The following is a 25,171-nucleotide window of genomic DNA, read 5'->3' on the forward strand; positions in this document are numbered from 1 at the left end:
TGTGCCGCCGCCCTGTGCGGCCGGCATGTCCGCCGCCCGCCCCGCGGGTCCTGTCGGCGGCCCGTCGGCGGCAGGTCGTCATCGGGGGGGACTGGTCGGTGCGGCGGCGCCGTCGTCCTCGCCGTCGTCCTCCCCGGTCTCCTCGCCGCCGTTGTCCCCGCCCACCGTCTTGCTGTAGTCGTTCCGCATCCGGTACGACTCCGTGAACTCGCCCCCGTGCCAGCCGTACGTGATGACCTCCTCGCTCGACGGGTACGAGACCGGATCACCCTTCTGGTACAGCTGCTTGGTCACCACCAGATCACCCCGGTCGATCTCCGCGTAGACCGGGGGGTCCTCGGCCCGGAAGACGCTCACGTACCGCGACTTCTCCTTGCGGTAGACGTAACTCGCGACGCCCACCGCGTCTCCGCAGGTCATCACATTGACGAGGAGATCGGGTGTGCCGGTTCCCGTGAGGTCCCCCGAGGAGACGTCCACCGGGTAGTCGTGCCCGCCGCACGGCTTGAGGTCCTTCTTGGTCTCCGCGCTCACCGCGGCGTCGGCGAGGAGCAGCCGGACGACGCGCTGCTGGCCCATGACAGGTACCGAGGCACTCTCCGAGGGGCTCGACGCGGGACTGACCTGGGCCGCGGCCTCCGGCCGGGCGGGACCCTCGTCCCTCGTCCCGGTGCCGCCGACCGCGCAGCCGCCTGCCGCGAGCAACGCGGTGGCCCCTGCCCCGAGCCTCCGCCAGCGCGCCGCCGCGGTCCGCGCACGGGGCGCACGGCGCCGACGGTCCGGGCGCGGCCCGCGGCGCGGACGCACCGCCTGACGCTCCCGAACGGCCGGCCGCGCTGGGTCGCCCGGCCCGGCCGCCGCGCCTGCCGAGGCGTCCGCCCCCGCGGCAGCCGCGCCACCTGGCCGCTCCGGGCTGTCGTCCGCACCGGCGGACGCCTCCTGAGCCGCCCCCGTCCCCGCTCCTTCGCCTGGGGCGACGCGGGGCCGGGCACGCCTCGACTGCCGGGGCACTAGGCCACGCACCGCTCCAGCTCCTCACGTTCCTGCGCCCGCGCCTCGCGCGCCCGGGTCTCCAGCTCTTCGCGGAGCCGGGCCAGGGCACGGTGCAGGGTGCTCTTGACGGTGCCGGGCGACATACCGAGCGCCGCCGCCGTCTCCTCGGTCGACATCTGCTCCCAGTGTCGCAGCACGACGACGCTGCGCTGCTTGGGAGCGAGCACGGAGAGCACGTCCACGAGCAGCGAGCGGTCGGCGTACTGCTCGGTTGGGTCGGGCACGGTGTCGGCACCGTCCTCGGGCAGCTGGGCGCTCGGCACCTCTTCGAGACGGCGCGCGCGCCACCACTCGGTCCGCGTGTTGATCATGACCCGGCGCAGGTAGGCGTCGGCCAGCCGCTTGTCGGCGATGCCCTGCCAGCGGCGGTACGTGCGCGCGAGCGCGGTCTGGAGCAGGTCCTGTGCGTCCACCGGGTCGGGCACGAGACGCCGGGCACTGCGCAACAGGGCGTCCTGCCGCGCCCGTACGTAGTCCTCGAAGCCGAGGATCTCCTCCGGCAGCCCGTCCCGCGCCGCCTCGTCCCGCACCCCGTCGCCGACTGTCGCCTGCGCCATGTCGTCCGCCTCCGTGTCCCCGTGGTCCCCGTGTCCCCGTGTGCCCTGGTCGAAGCACGGTGCTGACGCTACGGAGGAGGTGTAACGGAGCCTTCCGAGTGAGCGATCGATGGATGCACAGCTACCCATCGGTTGTGTAACAGCCCAGCCGAAGACGGAAATGAAGCGCCCGCATGTGGCTTTTGTCGGATTCGGACAGGTGGGGGAAGGGGCGGGGGGAGGGGCGAGGTGACGCGGGGTCAGCGGGGCCGGTGGGGCAGCAAGGTGCTCAGCGGGGCTGGTGGGGAGGGAAGGCGCGGTGTCCCGGCAGTCGGTAGCGGCCGTTCTCCAGTGGCTCCACGAGTCCGTCGGCGACGAGCCCGTCGAGCGCCCTCGCCCGCTGCGCCGGGTCGTGCCACACCCGGTCGAGAGTCGCCTGCGGCACCGGTTCCAGAGCCTCGCGCAGTACCGCGAGCAGCTTCCCGCGCACCTGGCGATCGGTGCCCGCGTACGTCTGCGCGCGGCGCGGCGGGCCGCTGTGCGCGGGCTTGCCCGCGAGCCGCCAGGCGCAGCGGTCGCTGAGCGGGCACGGTCCGCACTGTTCGTTCTTCGCCGTGCACACGAGGGCGCCGAGTTCCATCGACGCGGCCGCCCAGCGCGCGGCCGTCTCCTCGTCCTCGGGCAGCACCGAACGCGCGAGGCGTCGCTCCGCCGCAGTGGTCGCGTTCGGCGGGAACTGCTCGCCGCTCACCGCACGCGCGAGCACCCGCCGCACATTGGTGTCGAGCACCGCGTGCCGCTGCCCGTACGCGAAGGAGGCGACGGCCGCCGCCGTGTACTCGCCGATGCCGGGCAGGGCGAGGAGTTGCGCGTGGTGCTCGGGCACGTCGCCGCCGTGTCGTTCCGTTATGGCGACGGCCGCGCCGTGCAGCCGCAGCGCGCGCCGCGGGTAGCCGAGGCGGCCCCAGGCGCGGACGGCCTCGCCCGAGGGCTCCTTGGCGAGGTCGGCCGGGCGCGGCCAGCGCCGCACCCATTCCTCGTAGACGGGCAGGACCCGGGCCACCGGGGTCTGCTGGAGCATGAACTCGCTGACCATCACCCCCCAGGCACCGGCCTCGGGCCGCCGCCACGGCAGATCCCTGGCGTTCGCCTCGTACCAGGCGATCACGGGGCCGTGCAGCGATGCGCCCTCCCGTGCGGGAGGCGCCGAGGGTGAGGGGGAGGGAACGGACGCGGCGGAGTGCGTGGGCAAAGTCATGGCGTTCAGATCCTGCCACGCACACACCTCCTGACCGCACGGCGCGCCTCCCGCGCCAGGGTGACGACGGGGAGGGCGGAGCACAAAGGGGGCGCACGCCCGGCGCACGCGCGGCCGGGCAGGCAGGGGGTGCGGGTGCCACGAGGGGGGGCGTCGTGCGTGAGGGGCAGTGGCCGGGAGCGGCCGGTGCGGCCCGTGCGCAGCCGGCCCGTCGGGACCACATGCCCATGACCTGCACTTACGCACTGTATTCGCATGATTACGGAGAGCTTGTCAGTGGGGCCCCGTACCGTGAACGGCATGACAGTCACGGTGCTCTCGCGCGGCGTCCGGGCCCTCGGGCTCTGGGCGGTGCTCGCCGTGCCCGTCGTCCTGGCGCGGCTCCTCCGCCTCGTCGAACACGTGCCCTGGGTGGCCACCGGGCTCGGTCTCGTCGCGCTCGCCCTCGCCGCCGCCTGCGCGCGGCGCCTTCCCGCGACGGCCCTGCTGCTCGGCGCCGCCCCCGGCCTCGCCTTCGGTACGGCGCTCTTCACCGCGGACTACGGGCCCGCGCTGCCCGTCCTCACGTACCTCCTCGGCCTGCGCGGCGGCGCACGGCAGACCGGCGCGGCGTGCGCGGCACTCGCTCTCGCGGGCTCCGTACGGGTGCTGTGGCGTGCCGAGGACCCGGTCACGGCGTGGCTGCTCCTCCTCGCCGTGCTCCTCTTCCTCGTCGTCTTCCCGTGGCTCGCCGGCAGGTACGGACTCCAGCGCCGGGCGCTCGCCGAGGCCGGCTGGGCCCGGGCGGCCCGCGTCGAGGAGGAGCGGCGGGCCGTCGCCGAGCGCGCGGCGCTGCGCGAGCGGGCCAGGATCGCGGGCGAGATGCACGACGCGCTGGGCCATGAACTCAGCCTCATCGCGCTGCGGGCAGGAACGCTCCAGGTCGCCGCCGACCTGCCGGAGCGCCACCGCGAGGCGGCGGCGGGGCTGCGCGCGGCGACGGCGGACGCGGTGGACCGGCTGCACGAGATCGTGGGCGTGCTGCGCGCGGAAGAGGGCGGCCCCCCGGCGGAGAGCGATCCCCCACCCGGGCCGCCCGACGCCCCTGACCTGGCGCACCTCCTCGGCCGCACCGTGGCCTCGGGGCTCGCGGTACGGGTCACGGCCTGGCCGGAGCGGCCCGATGCGCATACCGGGCTGCGGCACAGGGTGGTACGCGAAGCGCTCACCAACGCCGCGCGGTACGCGCCGGGCGCCGAGGTGACGGTCGCGTGCGTCCCCGGGGACGGGGGCACGCACCTCCGCGTCGCCGGCGGACCCGGCCCCCGGGCGGCGGGCGGCCCGGACGCGGGCCAGGCGGGCAGCCCCGACCGCGCGGCGGTCTCCCCGCCACGCCCGCTCGTGCCGAAGGGCGGCGGTTCCGGGCTGCGGGCGCTCTCCGCGGCGGTCCGCGCGGTGGGCGGGCGCTTCGACGCGGGACCACGTGAGGACGGCGGCTACCTCGTGGAGGCGTGGCTGCCCGCGAGGGAGCGGGACCGCCCGCCCGCAAAGGCGCTCGGGCCCGCAAAGGCGCTCGGGTCCGGACCGGTGCCCGAGACGGGGTTGGTGCCTGAGACGTGGCCGGTGCCCGGGGCGCGGCCGGCGCCCGGGATGGTGCCGGTGCTCGGGCCCGGGCGGCTGCGGGCGCTGGTCGTCGCGGGGGTCGTGGCCGGGACGGCGCTGCTCGGCGGAGGCTTCGGCTGGTACGCGTACAGCCGCGGCCACTCCGTGCTCGACGCGCGGGTCTACGCGAGCGCGCGCCCGGGGACGCCGTACGCGGACCTCGCGCCGAGGCTTCCCGCGCGCACGGTCGGTGACGTCCCTGTCGAGCGGGAGCCCGCCCGGCCGGCGGGGGCCGTGTGCCGTTACTACCGGGCGGTGCCGGGACTCTTCGTGAGCGTGGACCACTACCGGCTGTGCTTCAGGGGCGGGCGTCTCGTGGACAAGGCCGTCGTGCCGGGAGCGGGCGCGGCAGGGGACGTGCGCAGGGAACTCGGGGAGCTGGGCGGATGAGGAAGCACGGCGGGGTGGGAGCGGAGCGGCCGGGGGACGGTGCCCCGGTGCGGGTGCTGCTCGCGGACGACGAACGTCTCGTGCGCGAGGGGGTCGCTGCGATCCTGGCGAGCGCGCCGGGCATCGAGGTCGTCGGGCAGGCGGGCGACGGGCGTGAGGCGCTCGCCGAGGGCCTGCGGCTGCGCCCGGGCGTGGTGCTGCTCGATGTGCGGATGCCGGTGCTCGACGGGCTCGGCGCGGCCGAGGAGTTCGCCCGGGTGCTGCCCGGCACTGCGGTCGGGATGCTCACGACGTTCTCGGAGGGCGAGTACGTGGAGCGGGCGCTCGCCGGCGGGGCGGCGGGCTTCCTGCTCAAGTCCGGTGACCCCTGCGAACTCATCGCAGGGGTGAGAGCGCTGGCGGCAGGCGGCGCGTTCCTCGCGCCACGGGTGACCCGGCACGTACTGGACGGGCTCGGCGGGCGGCGCCTGGAACGCGCGGCCGGGGCGCGGCGGGCCGTGGCCCGGCTCACGCCCCGGGAACGGGAGGTGCTCGTCCTGCTCGCGGGCGGGCTGTCCAACGCGGGGATCGCGGCAGGGCTCGGCCTGAGCGAGGGGACGGTGAAGGCCTACGTGAGCGTCGTGCTCGACCGGCTCGGGGTCCCCAACCGGGTCCGCGCCGCCGTGCTCGCGCACGAGGCGGGGCTGCCGGTGGGGGAGGAGGGGTGGGGAGGAGCGGATCAGCGGACGTAGGGCGCGGCGTGCGCGGCGCGGCGCTGGCCCGGGCCTGCGAACCAGGTGAGGAGACCGATCGAGGAGGCCCGCATGGTGGCGGCGAGCGCGGCGAGCGGCCGGGTGCCGAGCTTCACGACGACGAGCGAGGCGAGCGTGCCGAGGACGAGCCCTGTCGCGACATCGTGCGGGTAGTGGACGCCGACGAAGACCCGTGAGAACGCCATGAGGAGCGCCATCGGCAGGGTGAGCCAGGCGATCACGCGCCAGGCGAGCATGAGGCCCACGGCAGCGCCCGCCGCGATGGTCGCGTGGTTGCTGGGGAAGGACCAGTCGCCGTGCGCGGGGCAGTCGATGAGCGGGCGGGCGCCCTTGACGGCCCGGCAGGGACGCTCCTCGGTGATCGAGGACTTGGCGACCTCGCTGATCACGTAGGCGACAGCGGTGCCGAGCGGGGCGAGGACGGCGACGGCGAGGGCGCTCGGGTCGCCGCGCCGGGCACGCCACCAGGCGACGACGAAGAGCGCCGCGAAGAGCAGCAGCCCCAGTTCCGTCCAGATCTCGGCGAGCTTCTGGAACCACTCCGGCGTGCTGTGCCCGAAGTCGAGGATGTCGAGATAGAGGTCAGAGTCGACGCTGGTCATGCCTTCCATAGTCGGGGACGCTACGGGCTGCTCCCGACCACCACATCCCCCGGCGGGACCGTTGCCGCCCCTGCCGATCGGCAGGGGCGGGAGGTGAACCGGGGGAGGACACGGCATGAGGAAGAGGTGAACCGGACCGGCCGCGGCGCCGGTCCTGCGACGGCGAGGGGGCGGAAGGGGTACGCGCGGACAAGCCGGGCGGGGTGCGGGCGATTCAGGGACGCGAGGCGGGCGCGACGGCACGTATGCGTGGCGATTGCACCCGCGCCGGAAGAAGAAGGAAACGAAAGCGGCACGAATGGGGAACGGAGTGATCACGGCCCGGGTGGGGGGTGGAGAGGTGACATCAGGGGGCGGCCGACGGGTGCGGGGGGTGGCCCGGAACGGCCCGTACCGGCGCGAAACCGGCAGCGCGAAACGGTACTGGCGCTCGTGTGAAGACCAGCCGGAATGATGATCCGGGAAAGTTGAGGGTGGGGCGGCGGGTGGCGCCGGGAGTGGCGTGGATCTCTCGTAGAGTTGCGCCGTGGGATCTATGCGCAATCCGGTCGGTCCGCTTCCCTCCAGCATCTACTGGCGACGGAGGGCGATTCTCGGCGCCGTACTGGTGCTCGTCGCCCTGCTCGTCGTCTGGCTGGTGAACCTCACGGGCGGAGGCGGAGGCGGCAAGAAGGACGGCGCGCAGGGTTCCGGCAGCTCCTCGGGGCCCGCGCCCTCGATCACCCCCGGCCCCAGCGGCTCGGGCCCGGCGATCAGTCAACAGCCGGGCGGCCGCGACGAGTCGGGCGGCGCCGACAAGGACGACGACGGCACGGCCGCACCGGGTGACGAGCCCTCGGACGGCGACGCGGGCAGCGGCTCGGGCAAGGACGGCTCGGGCAAGGACGGCTCGGGCAAGGACGGCTCCGGAGACGGGTCGGACGGCGCCGACGGCTCCAACGAGACGGGCGGCGACAGCGGTTCGGGCACCTCCGGCAAGGGCGCAGGGGCCGGAAGCAGTGCGGCGCAGCGCGTCCCCGCAGGATCGAGCCTGCCCGACTGCACCACGGACATCGCCGAACTCTCGCTGCGCAGCGCGCACAACACGTACGAGCCCGGCAAGAAACCCAGGCTCGAACTGTCCGTCAAGAACAGCTCGGCCGCCGCGTGCAAGGTGAATCTCGGCGCGGCGCGCACCGTCGTGACGATCACGCTGACCGGCGAGGACGCCCCGTACTGGTCCTCCAAGGACTGCCCCGCGACCGAGAGCCTGTGGCTGCGGGTGCCGGCGAAGGAGACGATCCGGTACGCGATCGACTGGAACCGCAAGGCGAGCCGCGCCGCCTGCGCGAAGCCGCCGAGCGGCTCGGCGAAGCCGGGAACGTACCTCGTGGAGGCGAAGGCGCCGGGGCTGGAGAAGGCCCGTACGTCGTTCCGCCTCGACAAGGACTGAGCCACCGAGGGCGTGGCCGGTCCGTCCGGTGGGGCGGGCCGCGGCGAAGGGGCGGGCGCGCGGAGTCACCCGCGCCCGCCCCTTCGCCGTGCCTCAGACGTACCGTTCCAGGATCGACGACTCGGCCAGCCGCGACAGGCCCTCGCGGACGCTGCGCGCGCGGGCCTCGCCCACCCCGTCGACCGTCTGGAGATCGTCGACGCTCGCGGCGAGGAGCTTCTGCAAGCCGCCGAAGTGCTCCACGAGACGGTCGATGATGGCGCCCGGCAGGCGCGGCACCTTCGCGAGCAGCCGGTAACCGCGCGGCGAGACGGCCGAGTCGAGCGCCTCGGGCGAGCCCGTGTACCCGAGCGCACGGGCCACGACGGGAAGTTCGAGCAGTTCGGTGTGGGTGAGCGCGTTCAGCTCGGTGAGGGCTTCCTCGACGGTGCGGGCCCGGCGCGCGGTCGGCTCGGGCACGTAGTCGCGCGCGACCAGCTCCCGCTCCGGCTCGACACCGGCGATCAGCTCGTCGAGCTGGAGCGCGAGGAGCCGCCCGTCGGTGCCCAGCTCGACGACGTACTCCGCGATCTCCGTGGCGATCCGCCGCACCATCTCCAGGCGCTGCGCCACCGCGCACACGTCCCGCACCGTGACGAGGTCCTCGATCTCCAGCGCGGACAGCGTCCCCGCGACCTCGTCGAGACGCAGCTTGTACCGCTCAAGCGTCGCGAGCGCCTGGTTCGCGCGCGAGAGGATCGCGGCGGAGTCCTCCATGACACGGCGCTGCCCGTCCACGTACAGCGCGATGAGCCGCATCGACTGGCTCACCGAGACGACGGGGAAACCGACCTGCTTGGAGACGCGGTCGGCGGTGCGGTGCCGCGTGCCCGTCTCCTCGGTCGGGATCGTCGGGTCGGGCACGAACTGCACGCCCGCCCGGAGGATCTTGGTGAGGTCCTTGTCGAGCACGATGCCGCCGTCGAGCTTGCACAGCTCCCGCAGCCGGGTCGCGCTGAACTCGACGTCGAGGTTGAACCCGCCCGTGCACAAGGACTCGACGGTCTTGTCCCAGCCGAGGACGATGAGCCCGCCCGTGTTCCCGCGCAGGACCCGTTCGAGTCCGTCCCGCAGGGCCGTGCCCGGCGCGACCGCGCTCAGTGAGGCGCGCATCAGCGCGTCGGCACGGGCAACACCGCCCGACTTGCCGGGTGTCGCTCCCCGGTCGCCTGCTGCCACTGCATTCCTCCGGTCGCAGATCTACGGTGCCCGGCCGCCGCCACAGCGCCGCCCGGTCCTCCCAGGGCCGAGGCGACCCGTGGCCCACCGTACGGACGGGCGAGACCGGGGCAAAGTCTACCGGCGCCGCTCCGGCGTGCCGGGGCGAAGGCGGACACACGCGGACCCGGGAGGCGTGCGAGCAGGCCCAGGACGGACGCGAGCGGCTCAGAACGGGGCTGCCGAGTCCTCCTCCCACAGCTCGGGCGCCTCTTCCTCGCGGGGCGCGGGAGCGGCGGCGGGGCTCTTCGCCGCGGCGCTTCCCGCGGTACGGCGCGTGGCGGACGTACGGGCTTCGCCGCGCCCCGCGCCCGTACGGGAGGCGCCGCGCGATCCCGCACCGCCCGAACGGGACTCGTCGCGCCTCCCCGCGCCCGTACGCCCTTCGCCTTCCGCGGACGGGCCCTCGGCCCTGCCGCCGCGCCCCGCGCCGCGGCCGCGGGGCAGGACAAGGAGGGCGTCGCTGATGTCGGCGACCTCGGTGACGCGCATCCCGGCGGGGACGCGGCCGGGGTCGGCGGGGACGAGCGCGTGCGTGAAGCCGAGGCGGTGGGCCTCGGCGAGGCGGCGCTGCACGCCCGTGACGCGTCGGACCTCGCCCGCGAGGCCGACCTCGCCGATCGCGACGAGGTTCTTCGGGAGCGGGGTGTCGCTCGCGGCGCTCGCGAGGGCCAGGGCGATGGCGAGGTCGGCGGCCGGTTCGGAGAGCTTCACACCGCCGACGGTCGCGCTGTAGATGTCGCGCTTGCCGAGCGCGCTGATGCGGCCGCGCTGTTCGAGCACCGCGAGCATCATCGAGACGCGGGACGTCTCCAGGCCCGAGGTGGTGCGGCGCGGCGAGGGGATCTGCGAGTCGACGGTGAGGGCCTGCACCTCGGCGACGAGAGGACGGCGGCCCTCCAGCGTGACGGTGAGGCAGGTGCCGGGGACGGGCTCGTCGCGGCGGGTGAGGAAGAGGCCCGAAGGGTCGGTGACCCCGGTGATGCCCTCGTCGTGCAGCTCGAAGCAGCCGACCTCGTCGGTCGCGCCGAAGCGGTTCTTGACGCCGCGCACGAGACGCAGCCGCGCGTGCCGGTCGCCCTCGAAACTCAGCACGACGTCTACGAGGTGTTCGAGGAGACGGGGCCCGGCGATGGCGCCGTCCTTCGTGACGTGGCCGACGAGCAGGGTCGCCATGCCGCGCTCCTTCGACGCGCGGATGAGCGCACCGGCGACCTCGCGCACCTGCGCCATGCCGCCGGGCGCGCCGTCGATCTCGGGCGAGGCGACGGTCTGCACGGAGTCGACGACGAGCAGCGAGGGCCGCACCGCGTCGAGGTGGCCGAGGACGGCGGCGAGGTCGGTCTCGGCGGCCAGGTACAGCTCGTCGTCGAGCGCGCCGATACGGTCCGCGCGCAGCCTGACCTGCGAGGCGGACTCCTCACCCGTCACGTACAGCGTGCGGTGCCCGGGGCCTGCGGCCTGCGCGGCGACGTCGAGGAGCAGCGTGGACTTGCCGACACCGGGCTCTCCCGCGAGAAGGACGACGGCGCCCGGCACCAGCCCGCCGCCGAGCACCCGGTCCAGCTCGGGCACCCCGGTGGAACGGGCGGCGGCCTGCCGCCCGTCGACCTGCGCGATGGGGAGGGCGGAGGTGGTGACGCGGCCCGGCGCCGTGGTGCGCACCGCGGGAGCCCCGTACTCCTCGACCGTCCCCCACGCCTGGCACTCCGGGCAGCGCCCCAGCCACTTGGCCGTCTGCCAGCCGCACTCGGTGCAGCGGTAGGAGGGGCGGTCTTTGGCGGACTTGGTGCGGGTGGCCATGCGGCCACCGTAGCGGGAGGGGCTGACAGACAGAGGCGCGGCAGGGGAGGAACGGGGGGAGTTCAGCGGGTTTTGGGGGATGTCCCTGAGGGGGCGGGCGGGGGGTCTCGGGGATGTCCCCTAGGGGATGGGTGGGCCCCCGACGGGCCACAACGGGCGAGGGCGGGCGGGGAGTTCCGGGGGGCGGGCACCGGGAGGGGGAGCGTGGAGGGTTCGGCGGGGCGTGGCGTGTGTGGTGACTGCGCGGGCGTGCGCTGTACGCGCCTGCTGTGTCCCGAACGCGCCTGCCGTGTCCCGTACGCCCAGGCCGGGCCCCGTACGCCTCTGCTCTGCCGCGGGCCGTACGCCTCCGGCCCGTACGCCCCCGGCCGCACCACACATGCGTGCGGCTCGGGTCCCTCGGCTGGTACGCCTCCTGCCGTACGCATGTGTGCGGCAGGCGTCCTTCGGCTCGTACGCGTGCGGGCCGTACCCCTCGGCTCGTACGTCTCCCCGGGCCGTACCCGTACGCCCCCACTCGCCGTGTTGCGCGCCCCGCGCTTGCCCTGTACGCGCCCCCGGTTCGCGCCCGCATGCGCCCCCCTTCGGGCCCGTACGGGCTCTGCGGTGTCCCCTTTCGAGCGATCTATTCACCCGTAAGGAGTAAAACGGCTCAAGGAGGGGCGAGTACGCGCGCAGGGGCGCCTACGGTCGCCGGGTGATGAGCAGCAGGACCGAGCACTCCACCACCCGGGACGGTACGGGCTCCTCAGGCGTGCCAGGCGAGGCCGCGGCGCGGCCCGGGGGCGGTATCGACGAGCGCTTCGACAGGCACCTCGACGGCCTCTTCACGTACTGCCTCTCGGTGCTGTGCGCGCACGAGGCCGCGGTCGGCGTCGTGCGCGAGGTACTCGATCTCGCCACGCGCAAGCAGAGCCGTGCGCCGCTGGACGAGGCGGACCAGCAGGCCTGGCTCTACGCGCTGGCCCGCTGGGTGTGCCTGCGGCGGCTCACCGAGGCGCGCGGGCGCTCCGACGACGAAGCGCGCGAGGAGTCCGCGGAGGGGCGCGAGCGGCGCAGGGAGCTGGCGAGACTCGCCTGGCCGGAGGCGGCGGGCACGAGTCCCGAGCAGCGCGAGGCCCTGGAACTCGCGGTACGGCACGGGCTGAGCCCGCTCCAGGTGGCCGCGGTGATCGGACTGGAGGCCACTGCGGCACGGGAGTTGCTCGCCGCGGCCGCGTGCGAGGTGGAGCGGACGCGCGTCGCGCTCGGCGTCGCGGCGAGCGGGGGCTGCCCGGTCGCCGCGCGGTACGCGGGGGACCGCCGCATCCCGCTGGGCTCGGCACTGCGCGGCGAGCTGGTGCGCCACGTCGACGAGTGCCCGCGCTGCCGCCGTACCGCCGAACGCGCCGGCGCGGCCGAGCCGTGGCCCGGCACGGCCGTCACCCCGGACGCGCTGCCCGTCCTCACGGCCCCGCGCGCCGAGATCCTCGCGCGCGCCGCCGCCCTGCCGGCCAAGCACCGCAAAGGTGCCACGCAGCTGCGCCTCGACCGCAAGGGCTTCCCGATGGACGCGCGGGAGCGCGCGGCCCGGCGCGAAAGGCTGCGCTCGCGCGCCGTCACATCGACGGTCGTGGCGACCGTCGTCGCCGCGCCGCTCCTCGCCCTGTGGACCTCGTACGGAGGCGGGCTGCCGTTCTTCGACGACAGCGCGGACGGCGGGCGTGCGGTGAGCGCGCGCGAGAGCGAGGGCAAGGGCGGTACGGGAGCGGAGCCGTACGAGAACGCGGGCAGCGCCCAGGACGCGGGCAAGCCGCTCTCGGCGACCGTCGTCGACCCGGAGGGCAAGCACCGCGCGGGCGCCTCAGGGCTCGCCATCACCGTCCGCACGCGGGGCGCCACGAGCCTGATCACCCTGCGCGCCACGGGTCGCGCGCCGCTCGACTGGAGGCTCGCCTCCGACGCCGACTGGGTGTGGCTGAGCAAGCACGCGGGGCGGCTCGAACCTGACGAGTCGGTGACGGTACGGGCGCATGTGGTGCGCGGGCGTACGCCGGGGCACGGCTGGCGGGCCGAGATCCGGGTGAGTCCGGTCGACGCGGTGATCGTGCTCAGTGGCAGCGGCACCCGTGGCCGTTCGCACGAGAAGGGCGGCGGAGACGACAGGGAGAGCACCGCGCCGCCCACCGAGTCGGGCCCGGCCACCCGGCCGACGCACAGCCAGGAACCCCCTGCCGACCCCGGCCCGAGCGAGGAGCCGCAGCAGCCCTCCGACCCCGGCCCGAGCGAGCCGCCGACGAGCCAGCCACCCGAACCACCGGAGACCACCCCGCCGACCTCGGGCCCGACGAGCCCGGAGGAACCACCGGCGGGGGAGCCGGGGGCGGAGGGTGAGCAGCAGCGGAGGCATTAGGCGGTGGGGGTCGGGGCGGGCGGGGAACTGGGTGAGCTGGGTGGGGCTGGGAGCCGGGTGGGCGTGCACCCCCTCCCCGGCCACGTGCTCACCGCAGCGCGCGCTCCCCCTCCGCCCCACCTCACGCCCGCCACCCGCTCACCGCGCCAGCCGCTCGCCTCGACGCCCGCCCCGCCCGCGCCCCGGCTCGACGCCCGCCCCGCCCGCGCCCCCGCTCGGCGTACGACCTCGCGCCCCCGCTCGGCGTACGAACACGGCAAACACGCCACGCACACTCGACGCCCACGCGACGCAAAGAGGGGCGCGCGGCCACTCCTGCGCGCCCCTCCCCACTCCCGTACCACCGAACAAGCCGCCCCCCCGACCCCGTACGCCCCGGCCCGGCCGCTCAGCCTCCCCCGCTCAGCACACTCCTCACCACCCGCCCCCGGCCCCCGCCCCGCCTCCCGCGCCCGACTCCCGCCGACAACCCGCAGAGCCGTCCCGCGCCGTCACCCCACCGGGTCCGCCGGATGCGGGGCCACCAGCGGCAGCTGCGAAGCCAGCCGTGCCTCGCACAGCTCCACCAGCTGCGCGTACGCCTTCTTGCCCATCAGCTCGGTCAGCTCCGGCCGGTACGAGACGTAGACCGGGTCGCCCGCGCCGTGCGCCGACGCCGCCGAGGTGCACCACCAGTGCAGATCGTGGCCCCCCGGGCCCCAGCCCCTGCGGTCGTACTCGCCGATCGACACCTGGAGGATCTGCGTACCGTCCGGCCGTTCCACCCAGTCGTACGTCCTGCGCACCGGCAGCTGCCAGCACACGTCCGGCTTCGTCTCCAGCGGCTCGCGATCCTCGCGCAGCGCCAGGATGTGCAGCGCGCAACCCGCGCCGCCCGCGAAACCGGGCCGGTTCTGGAAGATGCACGAGCCCTCCCAGCGCCGCGTCTGCCGCTCGCCGTCGTTCTCGTCGAGCTGCACCCAGCCCGTCGACGTGCCCACGTCGTGGTGCTGCCAGATGTCCGGCGTCAGCCGCTCGACGAACCCGGCGACGCGCTCCTCGTCCTCCTCGTCGGAGAAGTGCGCGCCCAGCGTGCAGCAGCCGTCCGCCGCTCGCCCCGCCTGAATGCCCTGGCAGCCGCTGCCGAAGACGCAGGTCCAGCGCGAGGTGAGCCACGTCAGATCGCAGCGGAACACCTGCTCCTCGTCGTCCGGATCGACGAACTCCACCCACGCCCGCGCGAAATCGAGCCCCTTCTCGTCGTCACGGGGGACGGGATACGCGTCGGGGTCGGCGGCCACCGCGACGACCACGTCACCGGAACCCTCCTCCGCCGACGCGGTCCGCAGCTCCCGCGCGAGCAGCGCGGCCTGCTTCGCGTTCTGCTTGGCGTGCCGCTTCGCGCTCGTCTTCACGTCCTGCTTCGCGCTCCGCTTGTCCGCCTGCTTGTCGTTCTGCTTGCGCTTCCGCTTGTCCTGCTTCTGCTGCTGCGGCACCTCGGGGGCCTCTTCGGACGGCGGCATTTCCGGGGACTTCGCCTTTTTCGTCTTCGGCACGCGCCCAGCGTAAGCGCGTCACCCGGCCGACCGGGAACGTCGCGCGCGCGTCCCGCGTACGACGTCACCCCGCGCCCCCGCGCCCCCGCACGCCTCGCCCCGCGTTCCCACTCGCTTCCGCTTCCGCTTACGGGCACCGCTCCCGGTTGACGCCCGTCCGCTCCGCCCGCGCCCGCCCGCTCCGCCCGCGCCCGCCCCCGCTCGGGCCCGTCCGCTCCACTCGCCCCCCGTACGCCCCGGTGCACCATCCGGTACCCCGTCCGCGCGCCCCGAGCGGCGCAGTAGCGTGTGCGGCCATGAGGCTCGGAGTACTCGATGTCGGCTCGAACACGGTGCACCTGCTCGTCGTCGACGCCCACCACGGAGCGCGGCCGCTGCCCGCGCACTCGCACAAGGCCGAGCTGCGCCTGGCCCAGCTGCTCGACGCGGACGGCGCCATCGGCGAGCGCGGCGTGACCGCGCTCATCGCCACGCTCCGCGAAGCGCTCCAGGCCGCCGAGGACAAGGGCGTCGAGGAACTGCTCCCCTTCGCGACCTCCGCCGTGCGCGACGCCGTCAACGCCGACGAGGTCCTGCGCCGCGTCCGCGAGGAGACGGGCGTACGGCTCGACGTGCTCAGCGGCCCGGAAGAGGCCCGGCTCACGTTCCTCGCCGCGCGCCGCTGGTTCGGCTGGTCGGCGGGTCGCCTGCTGCTGCTCGACATCGGCGGTGGCTCGCTGGAGATCGCGTACGGCCTCGACGAGGAGCCGGACGCGGCCGTCTCGCTCCCGCTCGGCGCGGGCCGCCTCACACACGCCCGCCTGCCGGGCGATCCGCCGCTGCCCGAGGACGTCAGGGAACTGCGCAAGTACGTACGGGCCGCCATAGCCCGCGTCGTCGGCGAATTCAGCCGCTTCGGCCCGCCGGACCACGTCGTCGCGACGTCCAAGACCTTCCGCCGCCTCGCCCGCGTCGGCGGCGCGGCACGCTCCTCCGAGGGGCTGTACGTGACGCGCGAACTCAAGCGCCGCTCCCTGGAGGAGTGGGTGCCGCGCCTCGCCGCGATGACCGCGGCCGAACGCGCCGAACTCCCGGGCATCCCCGAGGACCGCGCCGACCAGCTCCTCGCCGGCGCCATCGTCGCCGAGGGCGCGTTCGACCTCTTCGACATCGAACGCGCCGAGATCTGCCCCTGGGCGCTCCGCGAAGGCGTCATCCTCCGCAGGCTCGACCGCCTCGACCGCGCCGAGGGCGGCCGCGGCACGGTGGCAGAGGCCGTCGCGACCCGCACCCCCCGAGGCTGAGCGGACGCGCGGGACGCGCCGCGACGCGGGACGCGCCGTGATCGCCGCGGCAGCCGGCACGGGCCGTACGGGACCGCCCGGGAGGTACGGGCGGCGGTACGGGGCCGTGCGGCCGTGCGGCGGTGCGGCGGTGCGGCGGTGCGGCGGTGCGGCGGTACGCGCCACAGCGTGACGAGACGGCACGAGCGCCGACGCCCGCCACCGGGCCCCGCACCCCCGCACCCGACGCCCGCCACCAAGCCCCGCACCGCTCCGCGCCCGCACCCCTTCGCCCCCGCCCCTGCCCCTCGTGGCGAACCGCACACTCCCCGCCACCGCGCAGGTCGAGACCGCCGCGACCGCGCTCCGCGCGTCCCGCGGGGCGCTCGCCCGGACACCCCCGCGCTACCGCCCCGTAGGCTGTGGGGGTGGTTGATGCAGCGGTCCGCGTTCCGGGTGCGAAGGTCGCCCTGTCGACGGCCTCGGTCTATCCGGAGTCGACGGCGACGGCCTTCGAGATCGCCGCGCGCCTCGGTTACGACGGCGTCGAGGTCATGGTGTGGACCGACCCGGTCAGCCAGGACATCGACGCCCTGCGCAGGCTCTCCGACTTCCACCGCGTACCGGTACTCGCCGTCCACGCCCCCTGTCTGCTCATCACACAACGGGTGTGGACAACGGACCCCTGGACCAAGCTCCAGCGCGCCCGCCACGCCGCCGAACGCCTCGGCGCGTCGACCGTCGTCGTCCACCCGCCCTTCCGCTGGCAGCGCCAGTACGCACGCGACTTCGTCGACGGCGTGTGGCGCATGGCGAACGAGACGGACGTCCGCTTCGCCGTCGAGAACATGTACCCGTGGCGCTACCGCGAGCGGGAACTCCTCGCCTACGCGCCCGACTGGGACGTGACGCACGACGACTACCGGCACTTCACCGTCGACCTCTCGCACACCGCGACCGCGCGTACCGACGCGACCGCGATGATCGACCGCATGGGCGACCGCCTCGCCCACGTCCACCTCGCCGACGGCTCGGGATCCGGCAAGGACGAGCACCTCGTGCCTGGCCGGGGCACCCAGCCGTGCGCCGAGACGCTGGAACGCCTCGCCGTGAGCGGCTTCACGGGCCACGTGGTCATCGAGGTCAACACGCGACGCGCGATGTCCAACGCCGAACGCGAGGCGGACCTCGCCGAAGCCCTCGCCTACACGCGGCTTCACCTGGCGGCGCCCCTCTCCGCCCGGCCCACCGAAGCCCTCCGCCCCGAGCCCGACCCCACCACCCCCTCGCCCGCGAGGTCCCCGCGCCCCTGACCACGAAGCGGGCGAGCGGCCCGGCGGGCGGGCGCGGAAAACGGACGAGAACGGGCGGCGGCACAGGCAGGCACGGTGGGACACGCCCGGTACGGAGGAGACGGTACGGATGGCTGACGACGAGACGGCGCGCGAACCCCGCCGACGCCGCGGCCGACCCCCCAAGGCCCTCACCGCGAGCGGCCCCGGCGCGAGGGAGCGCATCCTCGACGCCGCCAGGACCGCCTTCGCCGCGCACGGCTACGACCGCACCCCCGTACGCGCCGTCGCCCGGCTCGCCGGAGTCGACGCCTCCCTCGTGCACCACTACTTCGGCACGAAGGACGCCCTGTTCGCCGCCGCCGTCGAGGCGCACTTCGCTCCCACCGAGGGCCTCGCCGACGTGATCGGCGCAGGCACGGAAGGGGTGGGCGAACGCCTCGCCGCGTACTTCTTCGGCGTATGGGAGGACCCCGCTACGCGCACTCCGCTGCTCGCCCTCGTCCGCTCCGCGCTCACCCACGAGGCCGCCGCGGGCGTCCTGCGCTCACTCGTCCTCAGCCGCCTCCTGGAACGCATCGCCGGGAAACTCGACGTCCCCGACCCCCGCCTGCGCGCCGAACTCGCCGCCTCGCACCTCGTCGGCATCGCCCTGCTGCGCTACGTGCTCGGCGTCGAGCCCCTCGCCTCCGAACCGGCCTCCCGCCTCGTCGCCGCCGTCGCCCCCACCCTCCAGCGCTACCTCGCCGACCCGGACCCGGCCGTCGCGGGAGAGCGGACGAACGACCCGTCGTAGCCCCCGGGCACGCGCGCCGACCCCCGGGCACGCGCGCCCACACCGCCGCGCCCACGCGGCGCCGAGCACAAACGTCCCGCATTCCGGACACCCTGTCCAGATCTTGGAGCGCGGGCGTACGCTCGACCGCACGACTTACGCGTCGAAGGCGGCCCCCGCGGCCGCGCCCGGCGCGCATCACCACCCCGTACGACGAGGAGCGAGCGACGATGCCCGAGCTGAGGTCCCGCACTGTCACCCACGGCCGCAACATGGCGGGCGCCCGCGCCCTTATGCGCGCTTCGGGCGTAGCCAGTGCGGACATCGGCAAGCCGATCGTCGCCATCGCGAACTCGTTCACCGAGTTCGTGCCCGGGCACACCCACCTCCAGCCGGTCGGCCGGATCGTCTCCGAAGCGGTCAAGGCGGCGGGCGCCGTGCCCCGCGAGTTCAACACGATCGCCGTCGACGACGGCATCGCGATGGGCCACGGCGGGATGCTCTACTCGCTGCCTTCGCGCGACCTGATCGCCGACTCCGTCGAGTACATGGTCGAGGCGCACTGCGCCGACGCGCTGATCTGCATCTCCAACTGCGACAAGATCACGCCCGGCATGCTGATGGCCGCCCTGCGCCTCAACATCCCGACGGTCTTCGTCTCGGGCGGCCCGATGGAGGCCGGCAAGGCGACGCTGGTCGACGGCACGGTCCGCAAGCTCGACCTGATCAACGCGATCAGCGACGCGGTCAACGAGTCGGTCTCGGACGAGGACATCCTCCGCATCGAGGAGAACGCCTGCCCCACGTGCGGCTCCTGCTCCGGCATGTTCACCGCCAACTCGATGAACTGCCTCACCGAGGCGATCGGTCTCTCGCTCCCCGGAAACGGCTCGGTCCTCGCGACGCACACGGCCCGCCGCGCGCTCTACGAGAAGGCCGGTGAGACGGTCGTCGAGCTGACCCGCCGCTACTACGAGCAGGACGACGACAGCGTCCTGCCGCGCAACATCGCCACGCACGCGGCCTTCGAGAACGCGATGGCGCTCGACATCGCGATGGGCGGCTCGACGAACACGATCCTGCACCTGCTCGCGGCCGCCCAGGAGGCGGGCGCGAACTACGACCTGCACGACATCAACGACGTCTCGCGCCGCGTCCCCTGCCTCGCGAAGGTCGCGCCGAACGTGGCCGGCTCGACCACGTACTACATGGAGGACGTGCACCGCGCGGGCGGCATCCCGGCGATCCTCGGCGAGCTGTACCGGGGTGGGCTGCTCAACGAGGACGTGCACACGATCCACTCGGCCTCCGTCAAGGAATGGCTGGAGACGTGGGACGTGCGCGGCGGCACGGCGAGCGACGAGGCCGTCGAGCTGTGGCACGCGGCCCCGGGCTGCCGCCGCAGCGCGGAGGCGTTCTCGCAGTCGGAGCGCTGGGACTCGCTCGACACGGACGCGGCGGGCGGCTGCATCCGCGACGTCGCGCACGCCTACTCGGCCGACGGCGGCCTCGCGGTCCTGCGCGGCAACCTCGCCGAGGACGGCGCCGTCGTGAAGACCGCGGGCGTCGACGAGTCGATCTGGACCTTCGAGGGCCCCGCCGTCGTCTGCGAATCGCAGGAAGAGGCCGTCGAGAAGATCCTCGCGAAGAAGGTCGTGCCCGGCGACGTCGTCGTCATCCGCTACGAGGGCCCCAAGGGCGGCCCCGGCATGCAGGAGATGCTCTACCCGACGTCCTTCCTCAAGGGCCGCGGGCTCGGCAAGGTCTGCGCGCTCGTCACCGACGGCCGCTTCTCGGGCGGCACCTCCGGCCTCTCCATCGGACACGCCTCGCCCGAGGCCGCCGCGGGCGGCACGATCGCGCTCGTCGAGGACGGCGACCGCATCCGCATCGACATCCCGAACCGCTCGATGGAACTGCTCGTCGACGAGGCGACCCTCGCGGCACGCCGCGAGGCGCTCGGCGGGGTGTACGCGCCGAAGCAGCGCGAACGGCACGTCTCGGCCGCGCTGCGGGCGTACGCGGCGATGGCGACCAGCGCCGACAAGGGCGCCGTGCGCGACGTGACCCTTCTCGGCGGCTGACCGCGCGAAAGGTGACGGCGCGGGGGCGGACCTCCCGGGGGCTGCCCCCGCCCCGTACCCCGCGCCCGCGATAATCGCCGGGTGACCGAGAACGCGCGCGAGACCCCCGGCCCCCCGTCCCCCAGGACACCGAGCGAGCCGGGCCCACGCCCCGAACCGCTGCGCTTCTTCGGCACGACGTGGCTCGCCCACGACGGCGGCTACGCCGCCCGCCGCGCCGCCGTCGGCCTCGGCTCGCTGCTCTGCGCGGCGGCCGGGGCCCTCGTGCTGAAGTTCGCCTACGAAGGCATCGCACTCGCCGACGTGGGCGGCCTCGTGAACATCCTGCTCGTCGTGATGTTCACGCTGTGCACGGCGATGGCCTTCGCCCGTACGTGGCAGAACTTCACGCGCCGCCCCGACCCCGCCGCGCAGCAGTCCCTGCGCGGCCTCCTGGCGATCGGTTTCCTCGGCACCCTCCTCGCCCACGCGGTGCGCTGCCTCACCGAGGCCCCGGGCGAGTCCCTCGTCCGTGAGGAGTACGAGCAGGCGCGGACGCGGTACGAGAAGCGGCGGGCCAAGGGCGGCCCGAAGCCAGGCGCCAAGGGCCGCGGGAAGACGAAACGCCGCTGACGGGAGGTGACGCGCGGCGCCAGGAACGGCTCCGGGACCCAGGTCGCTTGACCCGGCACCCGGCGGTCCGCGCAGGATGACCTCATGGACGCTGCCACGCACACCCGCAGAGCACACTCGTTCAACGCCGTCGCCGGCGCCTACGCCGCCTACCGCCCTTCCTACCCGGACGCCCTCTTCGAGGCCGTCGAGGAACTCGCCGGGCGCCCGCTGAGCGGCGCCCGCGTCATCGACGTCGGGGCGGGCACCGGTATCGCGAGCGCCCGGCTCGCCGCCCGCGGCGCCCGTGTCCTCGGCGTCGAACCCGGCGCGGGCATGGCCGGCCAGTACCGTCACGACCACCCCGGACTCCCCGTCGTCCGCGGCGACGGGAACGCGCTCCCGCTCCGCGACGCCAGCGCCGACTTCATCACGTACGCCCAGTCCTGGCACTGGACCGACCCCGAGCGCGCGCTCCCCGAGGCGCTGCGCGTCCTGCGCCCCGGTGGATCGCTCGCCGCCTGGTGGAACATCTCCGACCCCGAGGTGGAGTGGGTCGCCGCCCAGGGCGCCCGCCTGCGCGAGTGGTTCGGCCCCAAGGCCCAGGCGCACGGCGCGCCCGGAGCACCGGGCCCGCGCGAACTCCTGGAGACGCCGGAGGCCGCCCAGGACCCGCGCCACGGCTCCCCGAGGAACCGCTCGCTCGCCGAGCAGGTCGACTCGGCGTTCCGCACCGTCCGCTGGAGCCGCCGCATTCCGGTCGACCACCACCTCGCGAACCTCGCAAGCCACTCCATCCTCCTCGTGCAGGACGAAACCGCCCGGAACAACTTCTTGGCAGCCGAACGCGCGGCGCTTCTCGCGGTGTTCCCGGATGCCACGATCGAGGAGAAATACCTTGTCGAGTTGACGCTCGCGCGCCGCCCCGCGCACTGAGTCCAACTGACGCCATCTCGCCCCTGACCTGCTACGTCGCACCGCTCCGTACCACCGAAGGCCCCCGCATCCCGGGGGCCTTCGCGCGTCAACACGGCGAAGGGTCTCCCGGTCGCCCCCGCGCCCCGCACCCCGTCGAGCCCTTGACGCCCCGGCCAGGGCCGCCAACAATTAACCAAGCGGTTAATTAATCGCTCCACCGGCTCCCGCACGGAGACCCCATGCCTCCCCGTCGTCCCACGAACCCCGGCCGAACGGCGGCTTCGGCCGTCAGCGCCTGCCACCTCACCGTCCGCCGCGCCCGCCGCACGGTCCTGGACGACCTCGCCTTCACCATCCCCACCGGTCGCGTCACCGGCCTGCTCGGCCCCTCAGGCTGCGGAAAATCCACCCTCATGCGCGCCGTCGTCGGCACCCAGCGCGCGGTCACGGGCGAGCTGACCGTCCTCGGCGCACCGGCGGGAACCCCGGCCCTGCGCTCCCGCCTCGGCTACGTGACCCAGGCGCCCTCCGTCTACGACGACCTGAGCGTGCGCAGGAACCTCGCCTACTTCGCCGCCGTCCTCGATCCCGGCCGCCGCGCGGCACACCGCCGCGCCGACGCGGTCGACGCCGCCCTCGAAGCGGTCGACCTCACCCCGTACGCCGAGACCCGCGCCGGCGCACTCTCGGGCGGCCAGCGCAGCCGCGTCTCGCTCGCCGTCGCCCTCCTCGGCAGCCCCGAACTCCTCGTACTGGACGAACCGACGGTCGGCCTCGACCCCGTGCTGCGCCGCGACCTGTGGGCCCTCTTCCACCGCCTCGCCCGCGAGCGCGGCACGAGCCTGCTCATCTCCTCGCACGTCATGGACGAGGCGGAACGCTGCGACCATCTCCTCCTGCTCCGCGAAGGCACGCTCCTCGCGGCGGGCACCCCCGAGGACCTGCGCACCCGCACAGCGGCCGACTCCGTCGAGGCCGCCTTCCTCGCCCTCGTCGACACCGCGGCCGAGGAGACCCGATGAGCCCCGCCCGCACCTTCGCCACCGCCGCGCGCGTCCTGCGCCAGCTCCGCAACGACCCCCGCACCGTCGCGCTGCTCCTCGTCGTTCCCTGTCTGATGATCTTCCTGCTGCGATACGTGTTCGACGCGAGCCCGCGCACTTTCGACCAGATCGGCGCGTCTCTGCTCGGGATCTTCCCGCTCATCACCATGTTCCTGGTCGCCTCGATCGCGACCCTGCGCGAACGGACCTCGGGCACCCTCGAACGCCTCCTCGCCCTCCCCCTCGCGAAGGGCGACCTCATCGGCGGCTACGCCCTCGCCTTCGGCGCCCTCGCCGTCCTCCAGGCAGCCCTCGCCACAGCCCTCTCCGTCTGGGTACTCGGCCTCGACGTGACGGGTTCCCCGTGGCTCCTGCTCCTCGTCGCGCTGCTCGACGCCCTTCTCGGCACGGCGCTCGGTCTCTTCGTCTCGGCCTTCGCCGCCTCCGAGTTCCAGGCCGTCCAGTTCATGCCGGCGGTGATCTTCCCGCAGCTCCTCCTGTGCGGCCTCTTCACCCCGCGGGCCCGCATGCAGCCCGTCCTGGAGGCCGTCTCGAACGTCCTCCCCATGTCCTACGCGGTCGACGGCATGAACGAGATCCAGCGCCACACCGGCGTCACGGGCGACTTCGTCCGCGACATCCTCGTCGTCGCGGGCTGTGCCCTCCTGGTCCTGTCCCTGGGAGCGGCCACACTCCGCCGCCGTACGAACTGACGGTACGAATACTGACGGTACGAATGTCGTACGAGCCGATGCGCCGCCCGTCATACGAGTCCGGGCCGCCCACCGGCCCCGTACCGCCCACCGGACAACCCGGCCCGCGACCGCCACCCGGTGCGAGACTGACCGCCGGACGACGACCCCGCCCGGAGGGTGAACACGATGACGCTCAAAGTCGCCGTACTCGGCACCGGAAAGATCGGCGAGGCGCTGCTCAGCGGCATGCTGCGGGCCGGCTGGGCGCCGGGGGACCTGCTCGTGACCGCGCGCCGCCCCGAGCGCGCCGAGGAGCTGCGCGCGCGCCACGGCGTGAGCCCGGTGAGCAACGCGGAGGCGGCGAAGAGCGCGGACATCCTGATCCTCACGGTGAAACCGCAGGACATGGGGACGCTGCTCGACGAGCTGGCCCCCCACCTGCCCGCCGACCGCCTCGTGATCAGCGGCGCGGCGGGCGTCCCGACGGCGTTCTTCGAGGAGCGCCTCGCGCCCGGTACGCCGGTGGTGCGGGTCATGACGAACACCCCGGCGCTCGTCGACGAGGCGATGTCCGTGATCTCGGCGGGCACGCACGCCACCGAGGAGCACCTCGCCCACGCCGAGACGATCTTCGGCGGCGTCGGCAAGACGCTGCGGGTCCCCGAGGGCCAGCAGGACGCCGCGACCGCGCTCTCGGGCTCGGGCCCCGCGTACTTCTACTTCCTCGTCGAGGCGATGACGGACGCGGGCATCCTGCTCGGCCTGCCGCGCGACAAGGCGCACGAGCTGATCGTGCAGGCCGCGATCGGTGCCGCCGTCATGCTCCGAGACTCCGGCGAGCACCCGGTCAAGCTCCGCGAGAGCGTCACGTCCCCGGCGGGTACGACGATCAGCGCGATCCGCGAGCTGGAGAACCACGGTGTCCGCGCCGCCCTGATCGCCGCCCTCGAAGCCGCCCGCGACCGGAGCCGCGAACTCGCCGCAGGTGCCTGAGTACGGGGAGCACGAGCCCGACGGGTGGGGGCTCCAGATAGCAGAGCGAGCCCCCACGCGCACCCGGTTTGACACGCGGCGCTCCGGTCCCTAAGGTTCTTCGAGTTGCCACAGAGCCGGACCGGCTCCGGGGCAACACTCTCGCCGCGAAAGCGGCACACCCCCTTGATCAGTACGACTTCCCGCACGGGAATGTATTCGGCTCTGCCGTGCTTGTTTGCACGGCTGCCCGAATTCGTTTCCGAACCGGCTCGATTATGAGTCCGGGCGAGAATCCACTACTGTTCAGGACGTCGGAACGGACCGGAAACGGCCGGGAAGACAACCCCAACTGACAGGGAATCAGAACCGCGAGGATCTGATAGAGTCGGACACGCCGAAAGGGAAACGGAAAGGCCGAGAGGCCGGTCCGGGAACCGGAAAGCACCGAGGAAATCGGGCCCGAGAGAGTCTGATAGAGTCGGAAACACGAAATACCGAAGGGAAAACGCCCGGAGGAAAGCCCGAGAGGGTGAGTACGAAGGAAGCGTCCGTTCCTTGAGAACTCAACAGCGTGCCAAAAGTCAACGCCAGATATGTTGATACCCCGACCGATGGCCATTACGGCCTGAGGTTGAGGTTCCTTTGAAACACACACAGCGAGGACGCTGTGAACCTGGGGGATTATTCCTCTCCCGGTTCCGCTCTCGTGGTGGTATCCCGATTACGGGAAAACATTCACGGAGAGTTTGATCCTGGCTCAGGACGAACGCTGGCGGCGTGCTTAACACATGCAAGTCGAACGATGAACCGCTTTCGGGCGGGGATTAGTGGCGAACGGGTGAGTAACACGTGGGCAATCTGCCCTGCACTCTGGGACAAGCCCTG

Annotated in this window: 20 protein-coding genes and 1 rRNA gene (1 of these 21 cut by a window edge); 14 read left to right on the forward strand and 7 right to left on the reverse strand. The window is 73.9% G+C overall.

Annotated elements, in window-relative coordinates:
• Window positions 1-78 precede the first annotated feature (78 nt).
• From ACQYWQ_RS17500 to ACQYWQ_RS17510, 3 genes are all read right to left on the reverse strand, one after another.
• On the reverse strand, window positions 79-807 hold the full coding sequence (locus ACQYWQ_RS17500; RefSeq protein WP_431035716.1) for a hypothetical protein: 729 nt from the start codon (window positions 805-807) through the stop codon (window positions 79-81).
• A gap of 203 nt (window positions 808-1,010) precedes the next feature.
• On the reverse strand, window positions 1,011-1,610 hold the full coding sequence (locus tag ACQYWQ_RS17505; RefSeq protein WP_431035717.1) for a SigE family RNA polymerase sigma factor: 600 nt from the start codon (window positions 1,608-1,610) through the stop codon (window positions 1,011-1,013).
• Window positions 1,611-1,878: 268 nt separating this feature from the next.
• Window positions 1,879-2,847, reverse strand: a complete 969-nt coding sequence (locus tag ACQYWQ_RS17510; protein WP_431035719.1) for an A/G-specific adenine glycosylase — start codon at window positions 2,845-2,847, stop codon at window positions 1,879-1,881.
• Window positions 2,848-3,147: 300 nt separating this feature from the next.
• Between ACQYWQ_RS17510 and ACQYWQ_RS17515 the strand changes: the two genes are divergently transcribed.
• Both ACQYWQ_RS17515 and ACQYWQ_RS17520 read left to right on the forward strand, forming a co-directional pair.
• The gene (locus ACQYWQ_RS17515; protein ID WP_431035721.1) at window positions 3,148-4,878 is read left to right on the forward strand and encodes a sensor histidine kinase; all 1,731 of its coding nucleotides are present in this window, start codon (window positions 3,148-3,150) and stop codon (window positions 4,876-4,878) included.
• Window positions 4,875-5,609, forward strand: a complete 735-nt coding sequence (locus ACQYWQ_RS17520) for a response regulator transcription factor (protein ID WP_431035723.1) — start codon at window positions 4,875-4,877, stop codon at window positions 5,607-5,609. The genes ACQYWQ_RS17515 and ACQYWQ_RS17520 overlap by 4 nt, the downstream gene beginning before the upstream one ends.
• Here ACQYWQ_RS17520 and ACQYWQ_RS17525 read toward each other — a convergent pair.
• Window positions 5,597-6,241 carry a phosphatase PAP2 family protein gene (locus ACQYWQ_RS17525; RefSeq protein ID WP_431035724.1) on the reverse strand — a complete coding sequence of 215 codons (645 nt, stop codon included), beginning with the start codon at window positions 6,239-6,241 and terminating at the stop codon, window positions 5,597-5,599. The two genes, ACQYWQ_RS17520 and ACQYWQ_RS17525, sit on opposite strands and share 13 nt — an antisense overlap.
• Before the next feature lie 517 nt (window positions 6,242-6,758).
• Between ACQYWQ_RS17525 and ACQYWQ_RS17530 the strand changes: the two genes are divergently transcribed.
• Window positions 6,759-7,664 carry a hypothetical protein gene (locus ACQYWQ_RS17530; RefSeq protein ID WP_431035725.1) on the forward strand — a complete coding sequence of 302 codons (906 nt, stop codon included), beginning with the start codon at window positions 6,759-6,761 and terminating at the stop codon, window positions 7,662-7,664.
• A 93-nt stretch (window positions 7,665-7,757) separates the two neighbouring features.
• Here ACQYWQ_RS17530 and disA read toward each other — a convergent pair whose 3' ends face one another.
• Window positions 7,758-8,882 (reverse strand): DNA integrity scanning diadenylate cyclase DisA, encoded by a 1,125-nt coding sequence (gene disA / locus ACQYWQ_RS17535; RefSeq protein WP_431035726.1) that lies wholly within the window; start codon window positions 8,880-8,882, stop codon window positions 7,758-7,760.
• A 207-nt stretch (window positions 8,883-9,089) separates the two neighbouring features.
• Window positions 9,090-10,724 carry a DNA repair protein RadA gene (gene radA, locus ACQYWQ_RS17540; RefSeq protein ID WP_431035728.1) on the reverse strand — a complete coding sequence of 545 codons (1,635 nt, stop codon included), beginning with the start codon at window positions 10,722-10,724 and terminating at the stop codon, window positions 9,090-9,092.
• Between the two features lie 700 nt (window positions 10,725-11,424).
• On the opposite strand from radA, the gene ACQYWQ_RS17545 reads away from it, so the two are divergent.
• On the forward strand, window positions 11,425-13,116 hold the full coding sequence (locus tag ACQYWQ_RS17545) for a sigma-70 family RNA polymerase sigma factor (protein ID WP_431039234.1): 1,692 nt from the start codon (window positions 11,425-11,427) through the stop codon (window positions 13,114-13,116).
• A gap of 491 nt (window positions 13,117-13,607) precedes the next feature.
• Here the strand turns inward: ACQYWQ_RS17545 and ACQYWQ_RS17550 are convergent, their stop codons facing one another.
• The gene (locus ACQYWQ_RS17550; RefSeq protein ID WP_431039235.1) at window positions 13,608-14,618 is read right to left on the reverse strand and encodes a hypothetical protein; all 1,011 of its coding nucleotides are present in this window, start codon (window positions 14,616-14,618) and stop codon (window positions 13,608-13,610) included.
• A gap of 329 nt (window positions 14,619-14,947) precedes the next feature.
• On the opposite strand from ACQYWQ_RS17550, the gene ACQYWQ_RS17555 reads away from it, so the two are divergent.
• From ACQYWQ_RS17555 to ACQYWQ_RS17600, 10 genes are all read left to right on the forward strand, one after another.
• A complete protein-coding gene (locus tag ACQYWQ_RS17555) occupies window positions 14,948-15,934 on the forward strand; it encodes a Ppx/GppA phosphatase family protein (protein WP_431035730.1) in 987 nt (328 codons plus the stop codon).
• Window positions 15,935-16,341: 407 nt separating this feature from the next.
• Window positions 16,342-17,226 carry a sugar phosphate isomerase/epimerase family protein gene (locus ACQYWQ_RS17560; protein WP_431035731.1) on the forward strand — a complete coding sequence of 295 codons (885 nt, stop codon included), beginning with the start codon at window positions 16,342-16,344 and terminating at the stop codon, window positions 17,224-17,226.
• A 109-nt stretch (window positions 17,227-17,335) separates the two neighbouring features.
• Entirely contained in the window at window positions 17,336-18,001 is a 666-nt protein-coding gene (locus ACQYWQ_RS17565) for a TetR family transcriptional regulator (RefSeq protein WP_431035733.1), read from the forward strand.
• Between the two features lie 209 nt (window positions 18,002-18,210).
• Window positions 18,211-20,064: a dihydroxy-acid dehydratase gene (ilvD, locus tag ACQYWQ_RS17570; RefSeq protein ID WP_431035735.1), complete on the forward strand. Its 1,854-nt coding sequence runs from the start codon at window positions 18,211-18,213 to the stop codon at window positions 20,062-20,064.
• An 81-nt stretch (window positions 20,065-20,145) separates the two neighbouring features.
• Window positions 20,146-20,676, forward strand: coding sequence for an EamA/RhaT family transporter (locus ACQYWQ_RS17575; RefSeq protein ID WP_431035737.1), 531 nt, complete (start codon window positions 20,146-20,148; stop codon window positions 20,674-20,676).
• Window positions 20,677-20,760: 84 nt separating this feature from the next.
• Window positions 20,761-21,591, forward strand: a complete 831-nt coding sequence (locus tag ACQYWQ_RS17580; protein WP_431035739.1) for a class I SAM-dependent methyltransferase — start codon at window positions 20,761-20,763, stop codon at window positions 21,589-21,591.
• Between the two features lie 221 nt (window positions 21,592-21,812).
• Window positions 21,813-22,595 (forward strand): ABC transporter ATP-binding protein, encoded by a 783-nt coding sequence (locus ACQYWQ_RS17585; RefSeq protein WP_431035741.1) that lies wholly within the window; start codon window positions 21,813-21,815, stop codon window positions 22,593-22,595.
• Window positions 22,592-23,329 carry an ABC transporter permease gene (locus tag ACQYWQ_RS17590; RefSeq protein ID WP_431035742.1) on the forward strand — a complete coding sequence of 246 codons (738 nt, stop codon included), beginning with the start codon at window positions 22,592-22,594 and terminating at the stop codon, window positions 23,327-23,329. Before ACQYWQ_RS17585 ends, ACQYWQ_RS17590 begins: the two co-directional genes overlap by 4 nt.
• Window positions 23,330-23,497: 168 nt before the next feature.
• Entirely contained in the window at window positions 23,498-24,304 is an 807-nt protein-coding gene (gene proC, locus ACQYWQ_RS17595; RefSeq protein WP_431035744.1) for a pyrroline-5-carboxylate reductase, read from the forward strand.
• A 716-nt stretch (window positions 24,305-25,020) separates the two neighbouring features.
• Window positions 25,021-25,171 (forward strand): 16S ribosomal RNA (locus ACQYWQ_RS17600); it runs 1,378 nt beyond the window's last position.

The organism is Streptomyces sp. P6-2-1, assembly GCF_050613165.1.
Lineage (GTDB): Bacteria > Actinomycetota > Actinomycetes > Streptomycetales > Streptomycetaceae > Streptomyces.

Excerpts from the sequence above, each read along its gene's own strand:
- ACQYWQ_RS17550 (WP_431039235.1), bottom strand. The coding sequence starts at position 14,618 with ATGCCGCCGTCCGAAGAGGCCCCCGAGGTGCCGCAGCAGCAGAAGCAG.
- ACQYWQ_RS17515 (WP_431035721.1), top strand. The coding sequence starts at position 3,148 with ATGACAGTCACGGTGCTCTCGCGCGGCGTCCGGGCCCTCGGGCTCTGG.
- proC (WP_431035744.1), top strand. The coding sequence starts at position 23,498 with ATGACGCTCAAAGTCGCCGTACTCGGCACCGGAAAGATCGGCGAGGCG.
- ACQYWQ_RS17585 (WP_431035741.1), top strand. The coding sequence starts at position 21,813 with ATGCCTCCCCGTCGTCCCACGAACCCCGGCCGAACGGCGGCTTCGGCC.
- ilvD (WP_431035735.1), top strand. The coding sequence starts at position 18,211 with ATGCCCGAGCTGAGGTCCCGCACTGTCACCCACGGCCGCAACATGGCG.
- ACQYWQ_RS17510 (WP_431035719.1), bottom strand. The coding sequence starts at position 2,847 with ATGACTTTGCCCACGCACTCCGCCGCGTCCGTTCCCTCCCCCTCACCC.
- ACQYWQ_RS17590 (WP_431035742.1), top strand. The coding sequence starts at position 22,592 with ATGAGCCCCGCCCGCACCTTCGCCACCGCCGCGCGCGTCCTGCGCCAG.
- ACQYWQ_RS17580 (WP_431035739.1), top strand. The coding sequence starts at position 20,761 with ATGGACGCTGCCACGCACACCCGCAGAGCACACTCGTTCAACGCCGTC.
- ACQYWQ_RS17525 (WP_431035724.1), bottom strand. The coding sequence starts at position 6,241 with ATGGAAGGCATGACCAGCGTCGACTCTGACCTCTATCTCGACATCCTC.
- ACQYWQ_RS17520 (WP_431035723.1), top strand. The coding sequence starts at position 4,875 with ATGAGGAAGCACGGCGGGGTGGGAGCGGAGCGGCCGGGGGACGGTGCC.
- radA (WP_431035728.1), bottom strand. The coding sequence starts at position 10,724 with ATGGCCACCCGCACCAAGTCCGCCAAAGACCGCCCCTCCTACCGCTGC.
- ACQYWQ_RS17545 (WP_431039234.1), top strand. The coding sequence starts at position 11,425 with ATGAGCAGCAGGACCGAGCACTCCACCACCCGGGACGGTACGGGCTCC.
- ACQYWQ_RS17565 (WP_431035733.1), top strand. The coding sequence starts at position 17,336 with ATGGCTGACGACGAGACGGCGCGCGAACCCCGCCGACGCCGCGGCCGA.
- ACQYWQ_RS17555 (WP_431035730.1), top strand. The coding sequence starts at position 14,948 with ATGAGGCTCGGAGTACTCGATGTCGGCTCGAACACGGTGCACCTGCTC.
- ACQYWQ_RS17505 (WP_431035717.1), bottom strand. The coding sequence starts at position 1,610 with ATGGCGCAGGCGACAGTCGGCGACGGGGTGCGGGACGAGGCGGCGCGG.